The sequence below is a fragment of the Chloroflexota bacterium genome (assembly GCA_034717495.1).
Lineage (GTDB): Bacteria > Chloroflexota > Anaerolineae > JAAEKA01 > JAAEKA01 > JAYELL01.
Window position 1 is genome coordinate 83,240 of record JAYELL010000002.1, and the last position, 18,423, is coordinate 101,662.

Annotated in this window: 13 protein-coding genes; 1 reads left to right on the top strand and 12 read right to left on the bottom strand. The window is 58.4% G+C overall.

Going from position 1 to position 18,423, the window contains the following annotated elements; all coding sequences use genetic code 11:
• Positions 1-103: 103 nt before the first annotated feature.
• The 12 genes from U9R25_01600 to infC form a co-directional block, all read right to left on the bottom strand.
• Entirely contained in the window at positions 104-2,761 is a 2,658-nt protein-coding gene (locus tag U9R25_01600) for a sugar-binding protein (protein MEA3334574.1), read from the bottom strand.
• Between the two features lie 270 nt (positions 2,762-3,031).
• The gene (locus tag U9R25_01605; protein MEA3334575.1) at positions 3,032-5,197 is read right to left on the bottom strand and encodes a hypothetical protein; all 2,166 of its coding nucleotides are present in this window, start codon (positions 5,195-5,197) and stop codon (positions 3,032-3,034) included.
• Between the two features lie 80 nt (positions 5,198-5,277).
• Entirely contained in the window at positions 5,278-6,774 is a 1,497-nt protein-coding gene (locus U9R25_01610; protein MEA3334576.1) for a hypothetical protein, read from the bottom strand.
• Between the two features lie 114 nt (positions 6,775-6,888).
• A complete protein-coding gene (pabB, locus tag U9R25_01615) occupies positions 6,889-8,637 on the bottom strand; it encodes an aminodeoxychorismate synthase component I (GenBank protein ID MEA3334577.1) in 1,749 nt (582 codons plus the stop codon).
• Between the two features lie 10 nt (positions 8,638-8,647).
• A complete protein-coding gene (locus U9R25_01620) occupies positions 8,648-9,265 on the bottom strand; it encodes a glycerol-3-phosphate acyltransferase (GenBank protein ID MEA3334578.1) in 618 nt (205 codons plus the stop codon).
• 85 nt (positions 9,266-9,350) lie between these two features.
• Positions 9,351-10,580: a serine hydroxymethyltransferase gene (gene glyA / locus U9R25_01625; protein ID MEA3334579.1), complete on the bottom strand. Its 1,230-nt coding sequence runs from the start codon at positions 10,578-10,580 to the stop codon at positions 9,351-9,353.
• 118 nt (positions 10,581-10,698) lie between these two features.
• On the bottom strand, positions 10,699-11,448 hold the full coding sequence (gene rlmB, locus U9R25_01630) for a 23S rRNA (guanosine(2251)-2'-O)-methyltransferase RlmB (GenBank protein MEA3334580.1): 750 nt from the start codon (positions 11,446-11,448) through the stop codon (positions 10,699-10,701).
• A 30-nt stretch (positions 11,449-11,478) separates the two neighbouring features.
• Positions 11,479-12,873, bottom strand: coding sequence for a cysteine--tRNA ligase (gene cysS / locus U9R25_01635; GenBank protein ID MEA3334581.1), 1,395 nt, complete (start codon positions 12,871-12,873; stop codon positions 11,479-11,481).
• A gap of 2 nt (positions 12,874-12,875) precedes the next feature.
• Positions 12,876-13,973: a TRAM domain-containing protein gene (locus tag U9R25_01640; protein MEA3334582.1), complete on the bottom strand. Its 1,098-nt coding sequence runs from the start codon at positions 13,971-13,973 to the stop codon at positions 12,876-12,878.
• A gap of 343 nt (positions 13,974-14,316) precedes the next feature.
• The gene (gene rplT / locus U9R25_01645) at positions 14,317-14,673 is read right to left on the bottom strand and encodes a 50S ribosomal protein L20 (protein MEA3334583.1); all 357 of its coding nucleotides are present in this window, start codon (positions 14,671-14,673) and stop codon (positions 14,317-14,319) included.
• 38 nt (positions 14,674-14,711) lie between these two features.
• Entirely contained in the window at positions 14,712-14,912 is a 201-nt protein-coding gene (rpmI, locus tag U9R25_01650; GenBank protein ID MEA3334584.1) for a 50S ribosomal protein L35, read from the bottom strand.
• A 185-nt stretch (positions 14,913-15,097) separates the two neighbouring features.
• The gene (infC, locus tag U9R25_01655; protein MEA3334585.1) at positions 15,098-15,646 is read right to left on the bottom strand and encodes a translation initiation factor IF-3; all 549 of its coding nucleotides are present in this window, start codon (positions 15,644-15,646) and stop codon (positions 15,098-15,100) included.
• Positions 15,647-15,878: 232 nt separating this feature from the next.
• On the opposite strand from infC, the gene U9R25_01660 reads away from it, so the two are divergent.
• Positions 15,879-18,401, top strand: a complete 2,523-nt coding sequence (locus tag U9R25_01660; GenBank protein ID MEA3334586.1) for a PT domain-containing protein — start codon at positions 15,879-15,881, stop codon at positions 18,399-18,401.
• Positions 18,402-18,423: the final 22 nt, after the last annotated feature.

The following is an 18,423-nucleotide window of genomic DNA, read 5'->3' on the forward strand; positions in this document are numbered from 1 at the left end:
GCCCCCAGAGCAACCGCGAAGGGCCACCGGCTCTGGGAGGGGAGAAGAAACCTCTCATCCTCCCAGGTTGGCAGTGGGCCGGGGAGTGGGTCAAAACACCAGGCTACTTCAGAATGATCGGCAGATACAACTTCCGCAGCGTGGGCGTGGCGGTTGGGGTTGGCCCAGGATTGGCCAGGACCTCCACCGAGCGAACAAAGGGATCGTGGACACCATCGTCGATGATCACCTCGTTGCTGATTGTCGTATTGTGTGGAATCACCGGCACCGGACCATGGACGCTGAACTGGAAAACCCGCGAATCTCCCGCTTCCAGAGAACCTTGCCAGCGAATTGCCCCAGCGGTGTCATCCCACCAGATACCGCCGATAGCACTTCCCGCCAGATAAGGCAAGGGTGGCACATCCACCAGAGTCACGTCGGAATCCCCGGGGCCGGCATTCTCCAGCACGATCGTATAGGTGATATCCTCAAAGTAGTCGACGACCTCCGGATCGGCGCTCTTGCTCGACCCGGAGAGATCGGGAGCCAACACTGGCGTGCCCGTAGCCGTTGGGGTTGGCGTAAATGTCGGCGTATCGGTGGGTGTCGCGGTTGGGGTATGCGTTGGCGTCCTGGTTGGGGTATGCGTCGGTGTCGCGGTTGGTGTCTCAGTCGGCGTATGCGTCGGTGTCGCGGTTGGTGTCTCAGTCGGCGTATGCGTCGGGGTAGCCGTCGGCGTATGCGTCGGGGTGGCCGTCGGCGTATGGGTTTCGGTGGGTGTGGGCGTTGGAGTCTCGGTGGGAGCCCCGGGTGGCCGGAAACGAATGATGGTACCATTCTCGCCCACCGCCCAGGCATTGTTTTCATTGAGGACCGAGATATCCTCCAGCTTGTCCTCCGTCGGGGACGTTTCCCAACCCCAGCCGCGGTCGTTGTAACGCAGGATCAACCCGTTTTCACCGACCGCCCATCCCAGGCTTTCACTTTCCATCTTTACGCCAAGCAGGGTTACGCTGGTGGGACTTCCCCAGCGAAGCCATTCACCTTCCTTGTAGCGCACGATCACGCCATCCTCGCCCGCTGCCCATCCCGCGTCGGGTGAGACCATCGCGACGTCGTAGAGATCGCTCGTTGTCGGCGAATCGACGGCGGTCCATTCGCTGCCGTCGTAGTGCCAGATAATCCCATGCTGTCCTACGATCCAGCCGTCATCCCCGGCGATCATGTCGATGGCCAGTCCTCCCCCCGAGGTCGTGGGGCTGGTGGCCGTTGCCCAGCCAGTGCCATCATAATGCAGGATCTCACCACCTGTTCCGACCATCCAGCTATCCTCCTGCGACACGCTATCGACATCAAAAAGCCACTCCTGGCTGGGGCTGGTTTCGGTCTGCCACGCATCGGTTTCATACTTCCAGATGGTGCCATCCTTGCCGACAGCCCAGCCGGATTCAGGCGAAACCATGTCGATGCCGAAGAGATCATCGCTTCCAGGCGCATCGTTGTTTACCCAGGCATCGTTCTCGTACTGGAGAATCGTGCCGGTTTTCCCGGCTATCCACCCCTCACCAGCACTCAGCATATCGATGCTTCTCAGGTGATTGCTGGTTCCCGATCCCACGGTGCTCCAGTAGCTGCCGGGAGGATCCTGCGGTGACCAGGAGGTATCATCCAGGAAAAGATCGATGTAGTGTTCTTCCCCGTGGTAAGTCTCTTCCCCAACCATTACCAGCCAGGAGTCCTGGCGGCCACCGGTGTCGTCATCGGTCAAGGCGAAGTTGAGGCCGATAACCCGGCCGGTTTCCAGTGTGCCCAGCACCAGCGATTTGTCGACAGCCATTTCCACCACATAGCCCGCTGCCTGGCCGGTAGGGCGCACACTGACCTCGACCCCATCCACCGGCGCGTAACCGAAATCCTTGAACTCCCCATCCGCTGCTACCACAAGTTGGTGGTCATCTTCGTTGTTCCCAACATCGTCGTTGGCACCGTCCAGCGAAATCGTGATCGAATCGTCGCGCCAGATCTCATCGCCATCGACCATGAAAATGTCATCGGTGACCTCTATCGCAAAATAGAGCTTTTGACTGTCCCATCCAGCGCGCATCGTGCCGCTCAGGTCAGCTGGTGTAGGCACTTCGCCCCAGACGTAGCTTGCATTTTCGGCATCCAGATATATCGATGGGTTGCTTGACCAGTCATTGAGCAATCCATCGATAGTCGGGGGCGAAGTGAAGTGAGGGGCCGGGTATTCGGGCGTTACCGTCACAATATACTCGCCCGTGTTGTCGTTAATCAAAGCATCCCCTACAGCAAAGGTTAGGGGACCGCCCGGCGCCTCGATGGTAAACGAATAGACATGATCATCTCGGTAAGCAGGAATCGGGTCAACAAACCTATCGGCAGGGCCGTCGTTGATCCAGAGCGTCCAGTTGAACCACGCAGTGGGATGAACCGGCGGGATCGGGTTCCCCGCGTTATCGGTATAGATGTAAAACGCGTCGGAGTAACTTGTCGCGTTTGCCTGACCAACCCCAGACACGGTGACGCGAACCCTGCCAGAGTAGGACAGGCTGGTCTGTGTTCCCACAGTGCCATCGGCAAAGGGTACAACGATCGTCTCGCTGTCTACGTGCCTTGATTCCTGAGGATTCCCATGGTACGCCTCCGTTACTTTGACGTTATCGTTCGGCAGGTTGGCTGTGCCACTTGAGCCAAAGGCCAACGGACTGATACTCACAAGAAGTGCAACAACAATGAAAATGTAGATGGACCGCCGCATGAATCCCTCCAATCCTGGTACAAAACGAGCATTCGTCGGCACTGGCTTTCGGGTTGTCCCCCAGAGACCTCGGTGAGCGAAAGGCTCGCCGACGCGCTGAGCCACCCTGCAGGAATCAGCCAGTGATCAAGGACTCCCTCCTTACATTACCATGATATGCGACAATCCTCATGCTGAATATGATCCAGATCATATCTGCAGATAACAGTTTGTTCATAATTGTCCTCCCCCGGCGCTCCAGTCCAGGCTGCGACGCCCAGGGCTACTCGATCAGCCACCGCCACCGGACTGCTCGACGGTGGCTAGCCGGGCAGACAGGTCCTCAAGCTGGCTGTGCAGTTCGCTGTTCTCGGCCTCCAGGTCCAGCGTCCGACGGTAGAGCGCCTGAATGGCCGCCAGAGCGACTCCATCCGCATCCACCGCACTGATATAGCGACTGTCCTCGCCGATTCCGAAGGCGGTAGAAAAATCCTGACCGCTGGGTCCGACATGGAGCACCTCAGAAGGCTGAGTTCGATAGTGCCATCGCTGAATCGACAATCCCGCCAATCTGTCCAACACGCTATCGCCGTCAACCATCTCCAGCTCGACCCGGGAGTCGGCGTCGCTCTGAAACGACCAGGATCCCGATCCGCCAGGCAGAATTGCGCCTACACTGGCATCGCCGTCGGTGAAAAGTAACACCCCTCCGGAGGCCCGCGCTACAAACTGGTTCGGGGCGCCGGAGGCGATGACCTTCGCGGCCGCCGAATCTGACCAGACGAAGGTGCCGTCGTGCGCTGCCTGGGACTGATAGCCTGCGGCAAAGCTGTTTTTGCCTCCGGCCAGGTTTCCCTCGCCGCCAAGCGCGACCGCGCCGTCGCCCGCCGCGACATTGAGGCTGCCACCGCAGGAAAAGGACTCATACCCACTTGCGGTGTTATCAATGCCACCACAGACGGTAGAGCCCTGGCCACTGGCTAAGTTTCCGTCGCCGCCGCCGACGGTGGCGTTGTAATGCGTAGCGTTGTTGGCCTCGCCACCGGCCACCGTGGCCCACCAACCCGAGGCAAGATTGGCAAACCCGCCCCCGACGGTGGCGTAGTGGCTGCTGGCAGTGTTATGAATACCGCCAGCGACCGTGGCATATTTGGCTGTATCGGTGGATGTTGGGCCATCGCCGGCCTGATTGTTGCCACCGCCCCCGACGGTACAATAATCGTCGGTGGCACGGTTGCCGGTGTCAGGATCGCTATCATCGCTGCGCCCACCGCCGGCGATGGTGGCATAGTTTCCCGTGGCCTGGTTACTTCGGCCGCCGCCAACCGTGGCGTAATCCACGGAGGCCTGGTTGCTCCGGCCGCCGCCAACCGTAGCGTAATCCACGGAGGCCTGGTTGCTCCGGCCGCCGCCAACCGTGGCGTAGTCACCAGCGGCGATTCCCCCATCGCCGCCGCTGACGGTGGCGTTTTCCCCCGGCGCCTCATTGTACGAGCCGCCTCCGACAGTTGCCACAAAACCGCTCGCCACGTTGAATCCACCGCCACTTACTGTAGCGTAGCTGTTGCTGGCGTTATTCCCCGCGCCGCCGCTGACCGTCGCCTGACTTCCTTTGGCGGTGTTATCCTTGCCACCGGCTACGGTAGCGTAGTTTCGGTTGGACAGGTTGGTATCGCCGTTGCCGGCCTGGTTGTTTCCACCTCCCCCAACGAAACCATATTTGTCGGTAACACGATTGGCGGTATCGGGATCACTGATCACCGTCCGTCCTCCGCCAGCCACAGTGGCATATTCCGCGATCGCAGCATTGCCCCAGCCACCCCCCACGAAGGCCATAAAGCCATCGGCGAGATTCTGAGCGCCGCCTCCGATGGTAGCGTACTCATCGCTGGCTGTATTGCCCCAGCCGCCCCCGACGGTGGACAGATCGGCATCGGTGGTGGCGCCGCCGTCGTTGCCGGCCTGGTTCTTGTAGCCACCGGCCACCGTGCCGTAGTTGTCGGTCACCCGGTTGGGACCGCCGCTGCTGCCCCCTCCTCCGATGGTGGCGCCATAGACGCCGGCGCTCACCTCGTTGGTTCTATAGCCACCGATCAGGTTGGGGCTGGTGCCATGGGGCGCCAGGTGCAACGCCCTTTGGCCGTTAACTCGAAGTTCCAGAGCCGTGTTATCGGTGGTGCCCAGGAAATGAGTGCCCGGGCTGGTGCCGGCGTTGCCGGTCAATGCCCAGTAGTCAGCGCTGAAGACGCCGGTCTCGCCCCAATGCCCTGCCGTCAGCTGAATATCGAGAACATCCATGTCGCCGTCCTGATTCACGTCGCAGGCCGGATCATAGCCAGGTAAAGAGGTGCATCCATCGCTGGCCGAATTCTCCGGGCCCTGTGCGACAACCACACCACTCGCCATCATCAGTGCGGCCACGGTAATCAGTACTCCAAGTAATCTGGCTGCCATCATGACTTCGCTCCTTTCGGTTGAAAACCGCAGGTCACCGGCCCAATCGGGAGACTCGACTGCGCCTCAGCGACTTATTGACCTCACTGCGCTCCTACCAGCACCCACATCAGTCCGTCACCGGACCACAGCGGCTCCAAAGCCACGCCGACTATCGATCCCATCTCCGCCACCGTGATGCCATCCACGACTGCCTGCCGCGCGGCCCGCACGTGACCATCATCCCTATCGACCATCAATGAATCACCTACCTCGATCGCGTTTTGCCCCGCATCGACCTGCACCCGCATGGGTCCATGGGTCACAATGATGAGAAACTCGCCCGATTGGGCAGCACCTTCAGCAGGCACCAGGGTCCGGACGATCTCCTGCTTTCCCCGCAAACCCAGGCGGCGTTCTGTTATGCTCGCCCGACCAGCGACCACACCAATGGCACGTCCCCCTTCGCTCGCCGGCGCAACATCCAGAACCAGCCGCTGGCCAACTTCCGTTCCCGGTGCCACACCCCGTACCACGACAATCTCCCCGGGGTCAAGCGATCTGTCGCCAACGTTTCGCGCGAAACTGGCGGATTTACATCCCACGCAACTGCCCGAAATCCTCACATCGCCGTTGAGATCGGCGGCCCACTGGCCCGGGTCGAGGACATGGATGCCATCCAGGTCAGCGCGACCCACGAAAAGCCCGTGTCCTTCGGCAGCCCCCACTTCAAGACCATCGTTTTCGGGAGACCAGTACCAGGTGTCCGCGTCTCCCGCTTCCGATACTACGACCCCGTTTTCTGCAGCCTGTCCGATGTACAGACCCGACTCTCCCGCATCGCCAACAGTCATCCCGGATCCTGACGTTTCACCGATCGTGATGCCGTCGCCGCCTGCTGTGCGGATGTCGATACCGTAGTTGGCGGCATCCACGATCAGCATGCCGTTGCTGCCAGCCGATTCGATGGACACCCCGTGGATATCCGCGCGTCCCACGAAGAGGCCGTTACCGCCAGCGCCCGCCACCTCAACTCCATTCTCAAGGTCGGAGTCCTGGGAAAAGCTGGGGTCACCAGCTGCGAACACTTGAAAACCATCCTCGCGTGCGGTAAACACATCGACCCCATCGCCGCCGGCAAAATCGACCGCCACACCATCGTCACCGGCGCCGGAAACCCGTATCCCCTTGCCGACCCGTTGCGCATCCACATGAAGTTGGGCGCCTGGCGCATCGGTGCCGACACCGACCCGTCCATCGACCGTCACGCGCATTGCCTCCCTATCGTTGGTTCGCAGCACAATTGGCCTGTCGTCGGTGGTCCCAAGAAAATTGCTGCCCAGCGAGGTCCCCGCATTGCCATACAATGACCAGTAATCGGCCGTCCACAGTCCCTGGTGGCCCCAGTGCGAGGCCGTCAGCGTTATGTCAACCACATCGATGACCCCATCCCGATTCACATCGCAGGCGGGATCATACGAAGAACCGGTTGAACATCCTGGTCCCAACTCGATTTCGTCCCCGGCCCCCCCTGCGTTCGCCGTCGCGACGAAAACGAGCATCAGACAGAAAACCAGCACGACATACTTCCGAGTGCGCATGATGTGCCTCCCTTGAATCAAACGCTTTTTCCGCGGCAATACCGCAGCGCCGTATCATTCCCCACTATTTCATTGTATCACGTTTTTCGGACATTTCAACGGGTAGCCGAAAAATCAGTGGTCTGATCTGGAAAGGACCCCCTCGCGCCATTGTCGCACCGAGTTGACAAGAAACAGCTTCTCGCAGCGCTTCAGGTCATCGAGGCAAAGAACCCGCGTGCGGATCTTTCCTTGTTCCAGGAGCCGACCGCGGTAGACACCGGCCAGCAGGCCCGAGGAAACCGGCGGTGTCACCAACTCGCCGTCCAGGTCAAGGACCACGTTTGCCATACTGGCCTCGGTGATCTCACGACGCTCGTTCCAGAGCAACACCTCGTCGCAGTTGGGCCGGGAGGCCCTCGCCTGCTCATAGACCGAACGATGGGTGGTCTTGTGATAGAGAAAACGATCGTTGCTGTCGACGGACCATCGGGCCAGGCCTATCCGAAGCGGTTCCTTTTCCGGCGTCGGGTCCAAAGGCCAGGCCTCGATCCCGACTTCGCCATCTTGCGAAACAAGCAGGCGGACGCGCCTGGTTCCTTTCCCCAAACCCACAGCTTTTTTCGCCAATCGACGTTCGATATCTCTCAGATCCACATCGATGGCAAAGTACGCCGCGGACTGAGCCAGGCGATCCAGGTGCTGATCCAGAAGAAAATAGCCATCTGCAGGCGTCCAGAGGATGGTTTCCAGGAGATCAAAAGAAGGGGATGTTTCCGTCAAAACGCGTGCCTTCAACTGTGCCTCCTGGTACTCGTCATCGGTACTCGAGTCCCAGACAATGCCGCCACCTACACCGTAGGTCGCCAGGCCAAGGCGTCTGTCGATCAGCACAGTGCGAATCGCAACATTGAACTGAGCCCGGCGACCGGGCGCAATATACCCGATCGCGCCCGTGTAAACCCCTCGGGGATGAGGCTCTAATCCGGCAATGATCTTCATCGTTCGAACCTTGGGTGCGCCCGTGATGGAAGCGCACGGGAAGAGCGCATTGAGAATATCGGGCACTGGCACCCGGGTCCGGGAGATTACGGTGGAGGTCATCTGCCAGACGGTAGGGTACCCTTCAACCTCGAACAACCTGGGGACATGAACGGTTCCAATGTCAGCCACCCGGCCCATGTCATTGCGGATCATGTCGACGATCATGACGTTCTCCGCCTGGTTCTTGCTGGAATGACGCAGCCATTGGCGCCGGCCCTGGTCTTCTGCTGGCCAGCGGCCCCTGGAGGCAGTGCCTTTCATCGGCTTGGACAACAGGGTTGTGCCATCCAGTTGGAAAAAAAGCTCCGGCGAGGCCGAGCAGATCGCCAAATCGCCGGTATCCAGAAATGCAGCGTAGCGGGCTTTCTGGGCTCGGGACAACTTCACGAACAATCCCCACGGATCACCGCCGAAGGAGGCATGCATCGGGAAGGTGTAGTTCACCTGATAGGTTAATCCAGCGGCAATGGCCTGTTTGATAGCGGAAATAGCCTGGCCGTATGCATCTTCCGTGACCGCTGGTTGCCAATCACCAAGATCGTAGCTTGACGAGGAGGATCCGGGGATCTCCCAAAGAACTTCGGGGGGTTTATAAAGACCGAACCATAAAAGAGGAATCACCGAAGCGTGCACGGTGAGAGCCCGATCAAAGGCGGGCGCTGCTTCGTAGGCGATGTAGCCCGCTGCGTGAAGACCGTGATGGGTCACAGCATGGTCTATGGCATTGAGGCTGGGACCCACCTCCTCCAGGGAAGTGGCGGAAAAAACAGCAACGGGATCGCTGAATCGCAACCACCGGGTCCCTTGAGCATCCTGGAGGACAACGAGGCCGGGAGTCACTGCTGCAGTCCTACCAAAGATCAATCCGTCGCTCGCTTCCCTGGCGCAGGCGACGAAGATTAGGCTGAAGCGTGATCACCATTGCAATCGTTACGATCAGGCCAAACACCACGTCCCAGATTCCTACAAGATCGGGACGGACGATCAACAAGAGTACCGCCAGGATTACGCCGCTTACACCGACCGTCAGGGTAGCGAGAGAGGCATAGCGGCCAAACGCGAAGACAAACAGAGCATATATCAGGTTGGGAATCCCTACAACTGGATTGAGTGCAATCCACGTAATGGCGGCCGTCGATCCTCCTGCACCCCCGTTGAAGTTGAGAAACAGCGGCCAGATGTGGCCGAGCACGGCTGCAGCCCCGGCCAGTGCAGCGGTCGCCTCTGGCGGCTCAAGGAAGTTGCGCGCGATCAAGACCGCAGCCACCCCTTTGAAGGTATCGCCAAAGAGAGTCAATGCAACTGGAATCGTCCTGTGGGTAGCTCGCCAGACATTGGTGCCGCCGGTACGGCCGCTGCCTTCTTCGCGAACATCGACGCCCCACAGGCTGCCCACCAGGTAACCAAAAGGAATCGAGCCCAGGAGATAGCCAAGGGCCGCTGCTGCAACCAGGTTCAGGATATTCACGGGAGATGGTTATGGATAGCCAGGATTGAGCCACCGCCACTGCTCACGCCATTCCAGTCGAATCGGGAACCTCTGGGCCGGTAGCTCACGCAGGCACTGGAAATCCGCTGCAAAGAAGGCGGATTTCAGCTCGAATACGCTCCTGTAGGCCCTCGTTCCCGACATCATGGGTAATCTCACCGATCCAGCCGGCGATTTTGCGCATTTCCGCCGGGCCCATGCCACGAGTCGTCACTGCAGGTGTGCCCAAGCGGATGCCACTGGAAACGGTAGGCTTGGCAGGGTCGAAGGGAATCATATTTTTGTTGGTGTGGATGCCGGCGTTATCGAGGGCTTTTTCAGCTGCCTTGCCCGATATGCCGGCAGCGCGCAGGTCAACCAGGATCAGGTGATTGTCGGTACCACCACTCACCAATCGCAGGCCCTCTTCCTGCAATCCGGAAGCTAAGGCCTGGGCGTTGTCCAGGATCCGTTGAGAATAAGCCTTGAACCCAGGCTGCAACGCTTCCCCAAAGGCAACTGCCTTGGCGGAAATCACGTGCATCAGCGGGCCACCCTGCGTGCCCGGGAAAACAGCGCTGTCGATCTTCTTCTGCAGGTTCTTCTTGCTCAGGATCAGGCCGCCCCGGGGACCCCGCAGGGTCTTGTGCGTAGTCGTGGTGATCACATCGCAGTATGGCACTGGATCGGGATGAAGGCCCGCGGCAACCAGGCCGGCGATGTGGGCCATATCCATCATCAAAAAAGCACCGACGCTGTCCGCTATCTCTCGCAGGCGGGGAAAATCGAACCAGCGGGGATAGGCGCTGGCGCCAGCCACGATCAACCGCGGCTGATGAGCGTCTGCCAGGCGCGCCAGTTCATCACAGTCGATTCGTTCTGACACCCGATCCACGCCATAGTGCTGGAAGTTGTACAGCTTGCCGCTGAAGTTGAACGTGGAGCCGTGAGTGAGATGGCCACCGTGATCGAGTTTAAGTCCAAGCACGGTGTCGCCCGGCTTAAGCAACGCCAGATAGACAGCGGCATTGGCTTGCGCACCACTGTGGGGCTGCACGTTGGCATGGTCAGCTCCAAAGAGCGTCTTCGCTCTCGTTAACGCCAACTCTTCAATCACGTCGACATATTGACAACCGCCATAATAGCGACGCCCGGGATAACCTTCGGCGTATTTATTGGTCAAGACCGAGCCCAGCGCGGCCAAAACCGCGGGACTCACGTAATTCTCCGATGCAATTAACTCGATACCATCGCTCTGGCGTTCTCGCTCTGCCTCAATGGCATTATACAGTTCGGGGTCCTGTTGATGTAGCATCCGGCGAGGATCTGGCAGATCCTCCCATGTCCGGACGCTATTCAGCAGTTGACCGCCCACATCGACAGTCATCCGGGATACCTCCTGGTTGAATTTTGATAGAAATTTGCAATCGCTTTCAAGAGCCAATCTCCCGAGCTGTGCGGGCTGCCACTAAGACGACCGAGCCAGCAACCGCTGCATTCAGAGACTGAATCCGGCCCATCATAGGGATACGTATCAGCCAATCGCACTTCTCACGAACAAGCCGGCTAAGCCCCTTGCCTTCGGCGCCCACAACGATCGCCAGGGGGCCGGTCAGATCGCACCGGGCCAAAGCCTGCGCATCGGGTCTATCCTCCAGTCCGGCAACCCACAGACCGCCTTTCTTGAGCGCATCGATGCTCCGGCTCATATTGTTGACCCGGGCGACCGAGAGGTGCTCAACGGCGCCGGCCGAAGCATTGACGACAGCTGGGGTTACCCCTGCGGCCCGCCGCTGCGGGATCACAACGCCCTGCACACCCATCGCCTCGGCCGTGCGCAACAGCGTAGCAAGATTCTGGGGATCCTCCAGATGATCTAACAACAGCATCAGCGGAGGCTCCTGAAGGACCTCAGCAGTTTCCAGCATGGTCTCCAAAGGCACATAAGGGTAAACCCCCGTCTCCAGTAACACGCCCTGGTGCCGCACGCCGGGCAAAGCCCTGTCCAGACGCTGTTTTTCGACCCGTTGAATCTGACACCTGGCCTTGGATGCCAGGTGCACAATATCCTGAATCAGGCCAGTCTCCTTGACATTGGCCCCCAGGATCAGTTTGTAGAAACGTCTCCGGCCTGCCCGCAACGCCTCGTGGACTGCATGCCGGCCGTACAGGTTTTCAATCACCAAATCGCCCTATGCCAATGAACCTTACAACTAGCCAAAATGCCAGGTACTGCCCTCGCGGGTGTCTTCGATAACGATGCCTAACCCGGTCAGCCGATCCCTCAACTCGTCGGCAAGCTGCCATTGTTTGGCCTCTCTCAACCTGGCACGGGTTTCCACCAGAAGATCGATGAAGGGTGTAGCTTCAGCCCAGGCGCTGCCCGTTTCTTCGAGCCTCAGTCCAAGAACTCCCGTCAGCTCCCTGATCAGCGCCTGGGCTGTCTCGAAGGGCTCGCCGCCTATACCCGCATCCCTGGCCCGATTGATCGCCGAAACAAGATCGAAAATGTGCCCGAGTGCCCCGGCAGTGTTGAAGTCATCGTCCATCGCCGTAACATAGTTCGCCCGCGCTGTTTCGACGGCGGTCAGCAACGCGTCCACTTCCTGTCCGGAGACCTGGCTGCCTGCCGGCGGCTTGAGCGCCGTACGAAGGCGCGCCAGCCCTCGTTCGTTATCGGCAATCACCCTTTCGTTGAAAGACAGGGGCTTGCGATAATGGGAGGAAAGGATGAGCAATCGCAGGACATCAGCCTCGTGCCCGGCAAGAAAGTCATCCACCGTCACCAGGTTACCCAGACTCTTGGACATCTTCTCGCCGCTCAGCTGCAGCATGCCATTATGCATCCAGTAACGGGCAAAGGACTTGCCGGTGCAACTCTCGGTCTGCGCGATCTCGTTTTCGTGATGCGGGAAGATCAGGTCGTTTCCACCGCCATGGATATCGATCTGCTGGCCCAGGTGCTTCAGAGCCATGGCGGAGCACTCGATATGCCAGCCGGGACGTCCTGGTCCCCAGGGGCTATTCCAGGCAGGCTCACCCGGTTTCTGCGCCTTCCAGAGCGCAAAATCATTGGCATCTTCCTTGCTTTCGTCCGTCTCGACCCGGGTGCCACTCAGAGCCTTGTCGGTCGTGCGGCGGCTCAGCTTGCCATAGTCCTCATCCTGACGCACCCGATAATAGACATCGCCGCCCGATTCGTAGGCGTAGCGTGATTCGTGTAACGTCTGCACCATTTCAATGATTTCACCGATGGTTTCGGATACTAGCGGGTATTGCGTGGCCGGCAGGATATTCAACTCGTCGATGTGGCGCTTGTATTCTGATATGTAGCGATTGGCGATTTCAAACGGGTCCTGCCCGGTCTCCAGCGAACGCGCAATGATCTTGTCGTCCACATCGGTGAAGTTCATGACATGACGCACCTGGAAGCCGCGGTATTCCAGGTAACGCCGCACCACGTCGAAGACGATGGAGGACATGGCATGCCCCACGTGAGCCTTGTCATATACAGTCGGTCCACACACATACAGGCGTACCTTGCCTGTTTCAATGGTCTCAAAGGCCTCTTTTTTGCGGGACAATGTGTTATAGACTTGAAGAGCCATGCCTAGCGCCGTTCCTGGGGCTGGCCAAAAATCATCCGCCCCGCGTTGGTCTGAAGCACCTTGGTTACCTGGACATCGATCTCGCTCTCGATATGACGATGCCCATTTTCAACCACGACCATGGTACCGTCGTCCAGATAGCCAACCCCCTGACCCATCTCCTTGCCCTCGTCAATTACGGTGACCCGGATCGTCTCTCCGGGTAGCACCAACACCTTGACCGCATTGGCCAGCGCATTGATATTGAGCACATCTACGCCCTGGAGTTGGGCTACCTGATTGAGATTAAAATCGTTGGTGACTACGGGACATTGGAGCTTTTTGGCCAACTGGACCAGCTTGTCGTCGACATGGCGAACATTTTGCACATCCATATCGCTGATGATCACCGGCACGGCAGATTCCTGCTGAAGTCGATTCAGCATGTCGAGCCCCCGGCGCCCTCGATTCCGGCGCAGGGCATCGGCCGAGTCGGCGATGTATTGCACTTCGTTGAGCACGAAGCGAGGGATCAGCATGGGCCCCATGATGAAGCCGGTCTGGCTGATATCGGCAATCCGCCCATCGATGATCACGCTGCTATCCAGGAGGACCGGCGTGCGTTCGGCCTCAAAATCCTTTTCCGGATCCTGTGCCGAATTCTCAGTTTCGACCGGTTCCTGGGCTGTGGAACGCCTGAAGCGACCACCCATCAGGTCAGTGATATCCTGAGCCCGCATCGTCATGGCGGTAATCCCGAGATAACCGAACACGACGGCACCGACCGCCGGCAGCACGTCACCGAAGGGTGATGGGAGTCGAGAAAGCGGTATAGCCAGCAACGCTGCCACGATGAGACCGATGATCACACCGATGATGGCCGCTATGAGTTGCTGCACCGGAAGTTGCCCGATTACCCGGCGCACGTAGCGTGCCGGTTTGGTCGTAATCCAGGGTGCTATCATAGCGCCAAATATGGCGCTGATGAGTGCGGCAGGAATCGCCCATTTCAGGGTATCGACGGTAAGTTCGGATGAACCAGCGAGGACAATGCCGATGTACCAACCAATGATTGCAAAAACGATAAATCCAATGATACGAAAGATTTTATCGACTGCCACGTATGCTGCACCTCCTTATAAGTATTTTTTCGTGTCCAGCCCCCAATGAGGAATATCAGCCAGGCGGCCAACAGGTTTTTCCGGACACAGATGAATAGATGAATGATAATCATGAGATAATACCACAGGTGATGATACAACACTTCATGCTTTTCTGCAACCGGTCACGAAGAAACCTGGACGAAAAAAGCGCCGGGCATTGCCATTTTGCCCGACGCCATGGTGCTCTGCTGTAATCCCAAAAGGAGGCTACCGGTGCAAACGTCCCGACCGGAAACACTATGAAGTGACCGGGGCATCTTCCCCGTAACACCAGACTCCCCGGATGCGCCCCAAATGTTTCCTAGATCAACGACTCCTGAGCAAGCTCGGTCAATTGCGAAAAAGTTGCCGCATCACGAACGGCGATATCGGCCAGCACTTTCCGGTCCAGGGCAATGTCTGCCCGCTTCAGGCCGTAAATCAGGCGGCTGTAGCTTAATCCATTCAGCCGGGAAGCGGCATTGATACGGGCAATCCACAGGCGTCGAAAGTCACGCTTGCGGTTCCGACGATCGCGATGAGCATACCAAAGCGATTTTAACATCGCTTCGTTGGCACGTCGGAAGAGCAGGTGCTTGGAACCCTTCTGACCCTTTGTCAGCTTCAGTACTTTGCGGTGACGGGCTCGAGCCGTCACACCACGTTTAACTCGTGTCATTGTTATCTACCTTTTGCACTGTTTTGATTTCGCCAGGCCTACTTGTAGGGAGCCAGGCGCTTAACGCGGTCGCGCTCGCCCTTGGCTTCAACCTCGTGGGCGTAGCGGTATGTGGCCTTTACCTTCGACGACTTTTTTCGCCGCAAGTGGCCCTTGCCCTGGCGCATTCGCATGAGTTTGCCGGTGCCGGAGTACCTGAAGCGTTTGGCAGTCGATTTGTGAGTCTTAATCTTTGGCACGTCGTTTCTCCTAACCTGGATAAGCCAGAACCAGGTGCTTCGGCTTCGTTCAGCACAGGTCTGCGGTCCAAAAAAGGGGCACAAAAAACCGTACCGCTCGTTTTGGGCAACCAGGAAACTATCGTTTCGATCTGACAACCCTGACAGCTGAGGTTCCCAAAGAACCGGCACCTGCCAGGTACTGTTTACTTCTTATCCACCTTGGGGGCCAGAATCATTAACAAGCTGCGCCCTTCCATGCCAGGCCGTTTCTCAATTTCAGAAACATCCTCCAACTCGGCTGCAAACCGGGCCAAAAGGTCCCGGGCCACTTCGGGATGGGTGATCTCTCTGCCTCTGAAACGTACCCGTACCTTGACCTTGGCACCATCGTTGAGAAAACGCCGGGCTCGACGCAATCCCACGTCAATATCGTGCTGGCCGGTTTTTGGGCGAAGGCGCACTTCTTTGACATCAACTTGCTTCTGGGCTTTGCGGGCTTCACGGTCCCGCTTTGCTTTTTCGTACTGGAACTTACCGAAGTCCATCAGGCGACAGACGGGCGGCCTTGCTTGAGGGGCTACCTCCACCAGATCGGTATCCTGTTCCTGAGCCAATGCCAGGGCTTCAGATCGCGGCATAACACCGAGTTGCTTGCCGTCGGCACTGATTACTCTCAACTCGGGCGCCCTGATGCCTTCATTTATTCGTTGCGTTTTGCTGCTGATCACAACCCCCTTTTGGGTGATTGTCACGGAGAGAAGCCGGAAAGCTAGCCCTCCACCGAATACAACGCTCCCATACGACCCGCGGTAGAGGAGCGTCCACTGAAATCTCGACAGATTATAGTGCAACTGAACAGGTAAGTCAAATCCATACGCTATCGAAAACCCGCTGCCGTTCTGATTGATTATGTTGCGCAATTATGGTAAAATAGACACTTGATACCTTGCGTCCTATGTTCGATTCTCAGAAGGAAGCCGCCGAATGACCCGTTTCCGCCGCCTCATCCTCCTGTGGCTGCTCGTCACAATAACACTGAGTCTAAGCGCGGCCATTCCGCCAGCCAAGGCTTTAGCTCCCGAAGCTCAGACGTGCACCAACCTGATTGCCAATAGTGGGTTCGAGGCTCGCCACGCCTGGCAACGAGGCAATAGTGCATCCCCTGCCCGCTATGTCCAGTCGCCGGTCTTCGACGGCTTCTGGGCCATGCAGATGGGCATCCGCAATCAACCGAATGTCAACGCCTACTCATCCATTCGACAAAGGATTACCATCCCATCGAATGCGAGCAGCGCCCAGGTAACCTTCTGGGTCTGGACCGAAAGCGAGGCTGGTGCCGGTGCCGACAAGCAAGAGTTGCTACTTCTGCCTCCTGGCGCCAACGAACGCAGCGGCAGCGAGGTGGCGGTACTCTGGCGGGTCCTGCTGAACAACCCCAGCTGGCAGCAAGTCACGATTCCTCTCAACGACTACATCGGCGGTACGTTCGACCTCTATTTCAATGCCTACAACGACGGTTTTGGTGGTCGCACGGCAATGATCGTGGACAATGTGAGCGTGACCAGTTGTACCGGGATGCCACCCACGCCTTCGCCCACCCCGACTCCGCCGGGCAGCGGCGTAACGATCAGCTGGGTCGGCGACCTGAACCCGTCCGGCAATAATCCACAGACCATCGATGATCAAAGTGCACTCTTCGTCACGGTGGACGTTTATGCGCCTGGCGTGACCGAATCCGTTGGACAGGGGGCTGGCATTGGCTGTAGCTTACATTTCGGTGAGGTCAATTTCTTCGGTGAACCCTGGTTCAATACCGACGATGTGCCGATGGCCTACTACCAGGACGCCGGCAACAACGACCGTTACGCCATAAATATGGGGCCGTTGCCCGCAGGACTCTATGAATACACCGCCTGGTGTTCGGGCAATGGCGGCGCCACAAAAATCTGGTCGGACAACAGTGCGACCGGTGGCAACGGCAGGCTGACGATTATTGCCACCACCGTAACCCCAGCAGCCACCGGTACCCCCATACCGACTGCAGCTCCCACTTTCACACCCTGGCCGACCCTTACCACTACCCCAGGCGTGGTGATCAACTCGGTGAGCAATTTGTATCCGGGCGGCAACAACCCGCAGACCATCGACAGCACCAGTGCCCTTTATATTTCCGTCGACGTCTTCGCGCGCTATGTCACCGATTCACCGGGACAGGGACAGGGCATCTTCTGTTTCTTGCACTACGGCAATGTCGCTTCTTTCGGTGGTCCGTGGACCAATATCATCGATGCACCGATGTATTATTCGGGTGACGCCCCGGGTGGCAGTGCCGACCGGTACGGCATCAATCTGGGATCCCTGTCCGCAGGCCTCTACGAATATACTGCCTGGTGCAGCGGCAACGGTGGCACGACCAAGGTTTGGGCTGACACCAGTGCCGGAGGCAACGGGCGATTGACCGTTATTGGCAGCCCAACGGCATATCCAACGTCGTGGCCAACAGTGTATCCGACAGTGTGGCCAACGGCGTACCCGACGTTGTGGCCCACGGTGTACCCGACAGTATGGCCGACGGTATATCCAACAGTGTGGCCAACGGTGGCTCCCACCGTTCCCGCAGGCTGTGTTGATCTGATCGAAAATGGTGGTTTCGAATGGGACGGTACATGGTTCCTTGGTGAAACCGCCCGGCCCGCGGCCTATGTGCCCACGCCCTATTATGCCGGCACCCGAAGCATGCGATTGGGAATTGCACAAGAACTGCCAAACGTCGATTCCTTCTCTTCCATACGGCAGGATGTGTACGTGCCGGCTGACACTCCAAGGGCAACGATCCGATTTCGCTATTATCCCGAGTCGTATGGGACTGCCGGCAATCTGAATTACCAGGAGTTGGTGTTGCTCGATCCGAACCGGGGTGGCGCAACGATTGAGCTGCTGTGGCGTGTCACGGAGAACACGTCCAGCTGGCTCCTTAAGGAGTTCGATATCACCCGCCACCGGGGCAAGCTGCTAACCGTCTATTTCAACGTTCGTAACGACGGAACGCGCGGCCCTACCGCGATGTACCTGGATGATGTGGCCTTGTTGAGCTGTTCAGAACCCCTGCCAGTGCCAGTGCCCTATAATCTTCCGAAAGAGGAGTTCATACCATTTGAGGAGTTTATGCCGCCGCCTGAGGAGTTTATGCCACCGCCGATCGACTATATGCTTACCCCCCCCGTTGTGCTCATCCCCGACGATCTCGACATCGAGAGGCTGCCGACAGATATACTGGCACCCGATGTGACCGTGGTTACCGTCGAAGCCACCGGAACGACTACCCCCTGGCCCGGGATCGAGGACGCCATGACTCCTGTTCCATCGTCGGATGAGGAGGAGCAGATTCCCACCGGCGGCTCTCCGTTACAGGATATCCTGCGCACGCTGGCACCATGGGCCGGGCTGCTCCTGTTGACGGTGATCGTCGCTGTGACGGTGGCCGTTCTTGCCTCTTTCCTTGGTTAATCCTGCTCCAGATGCCGTTTCG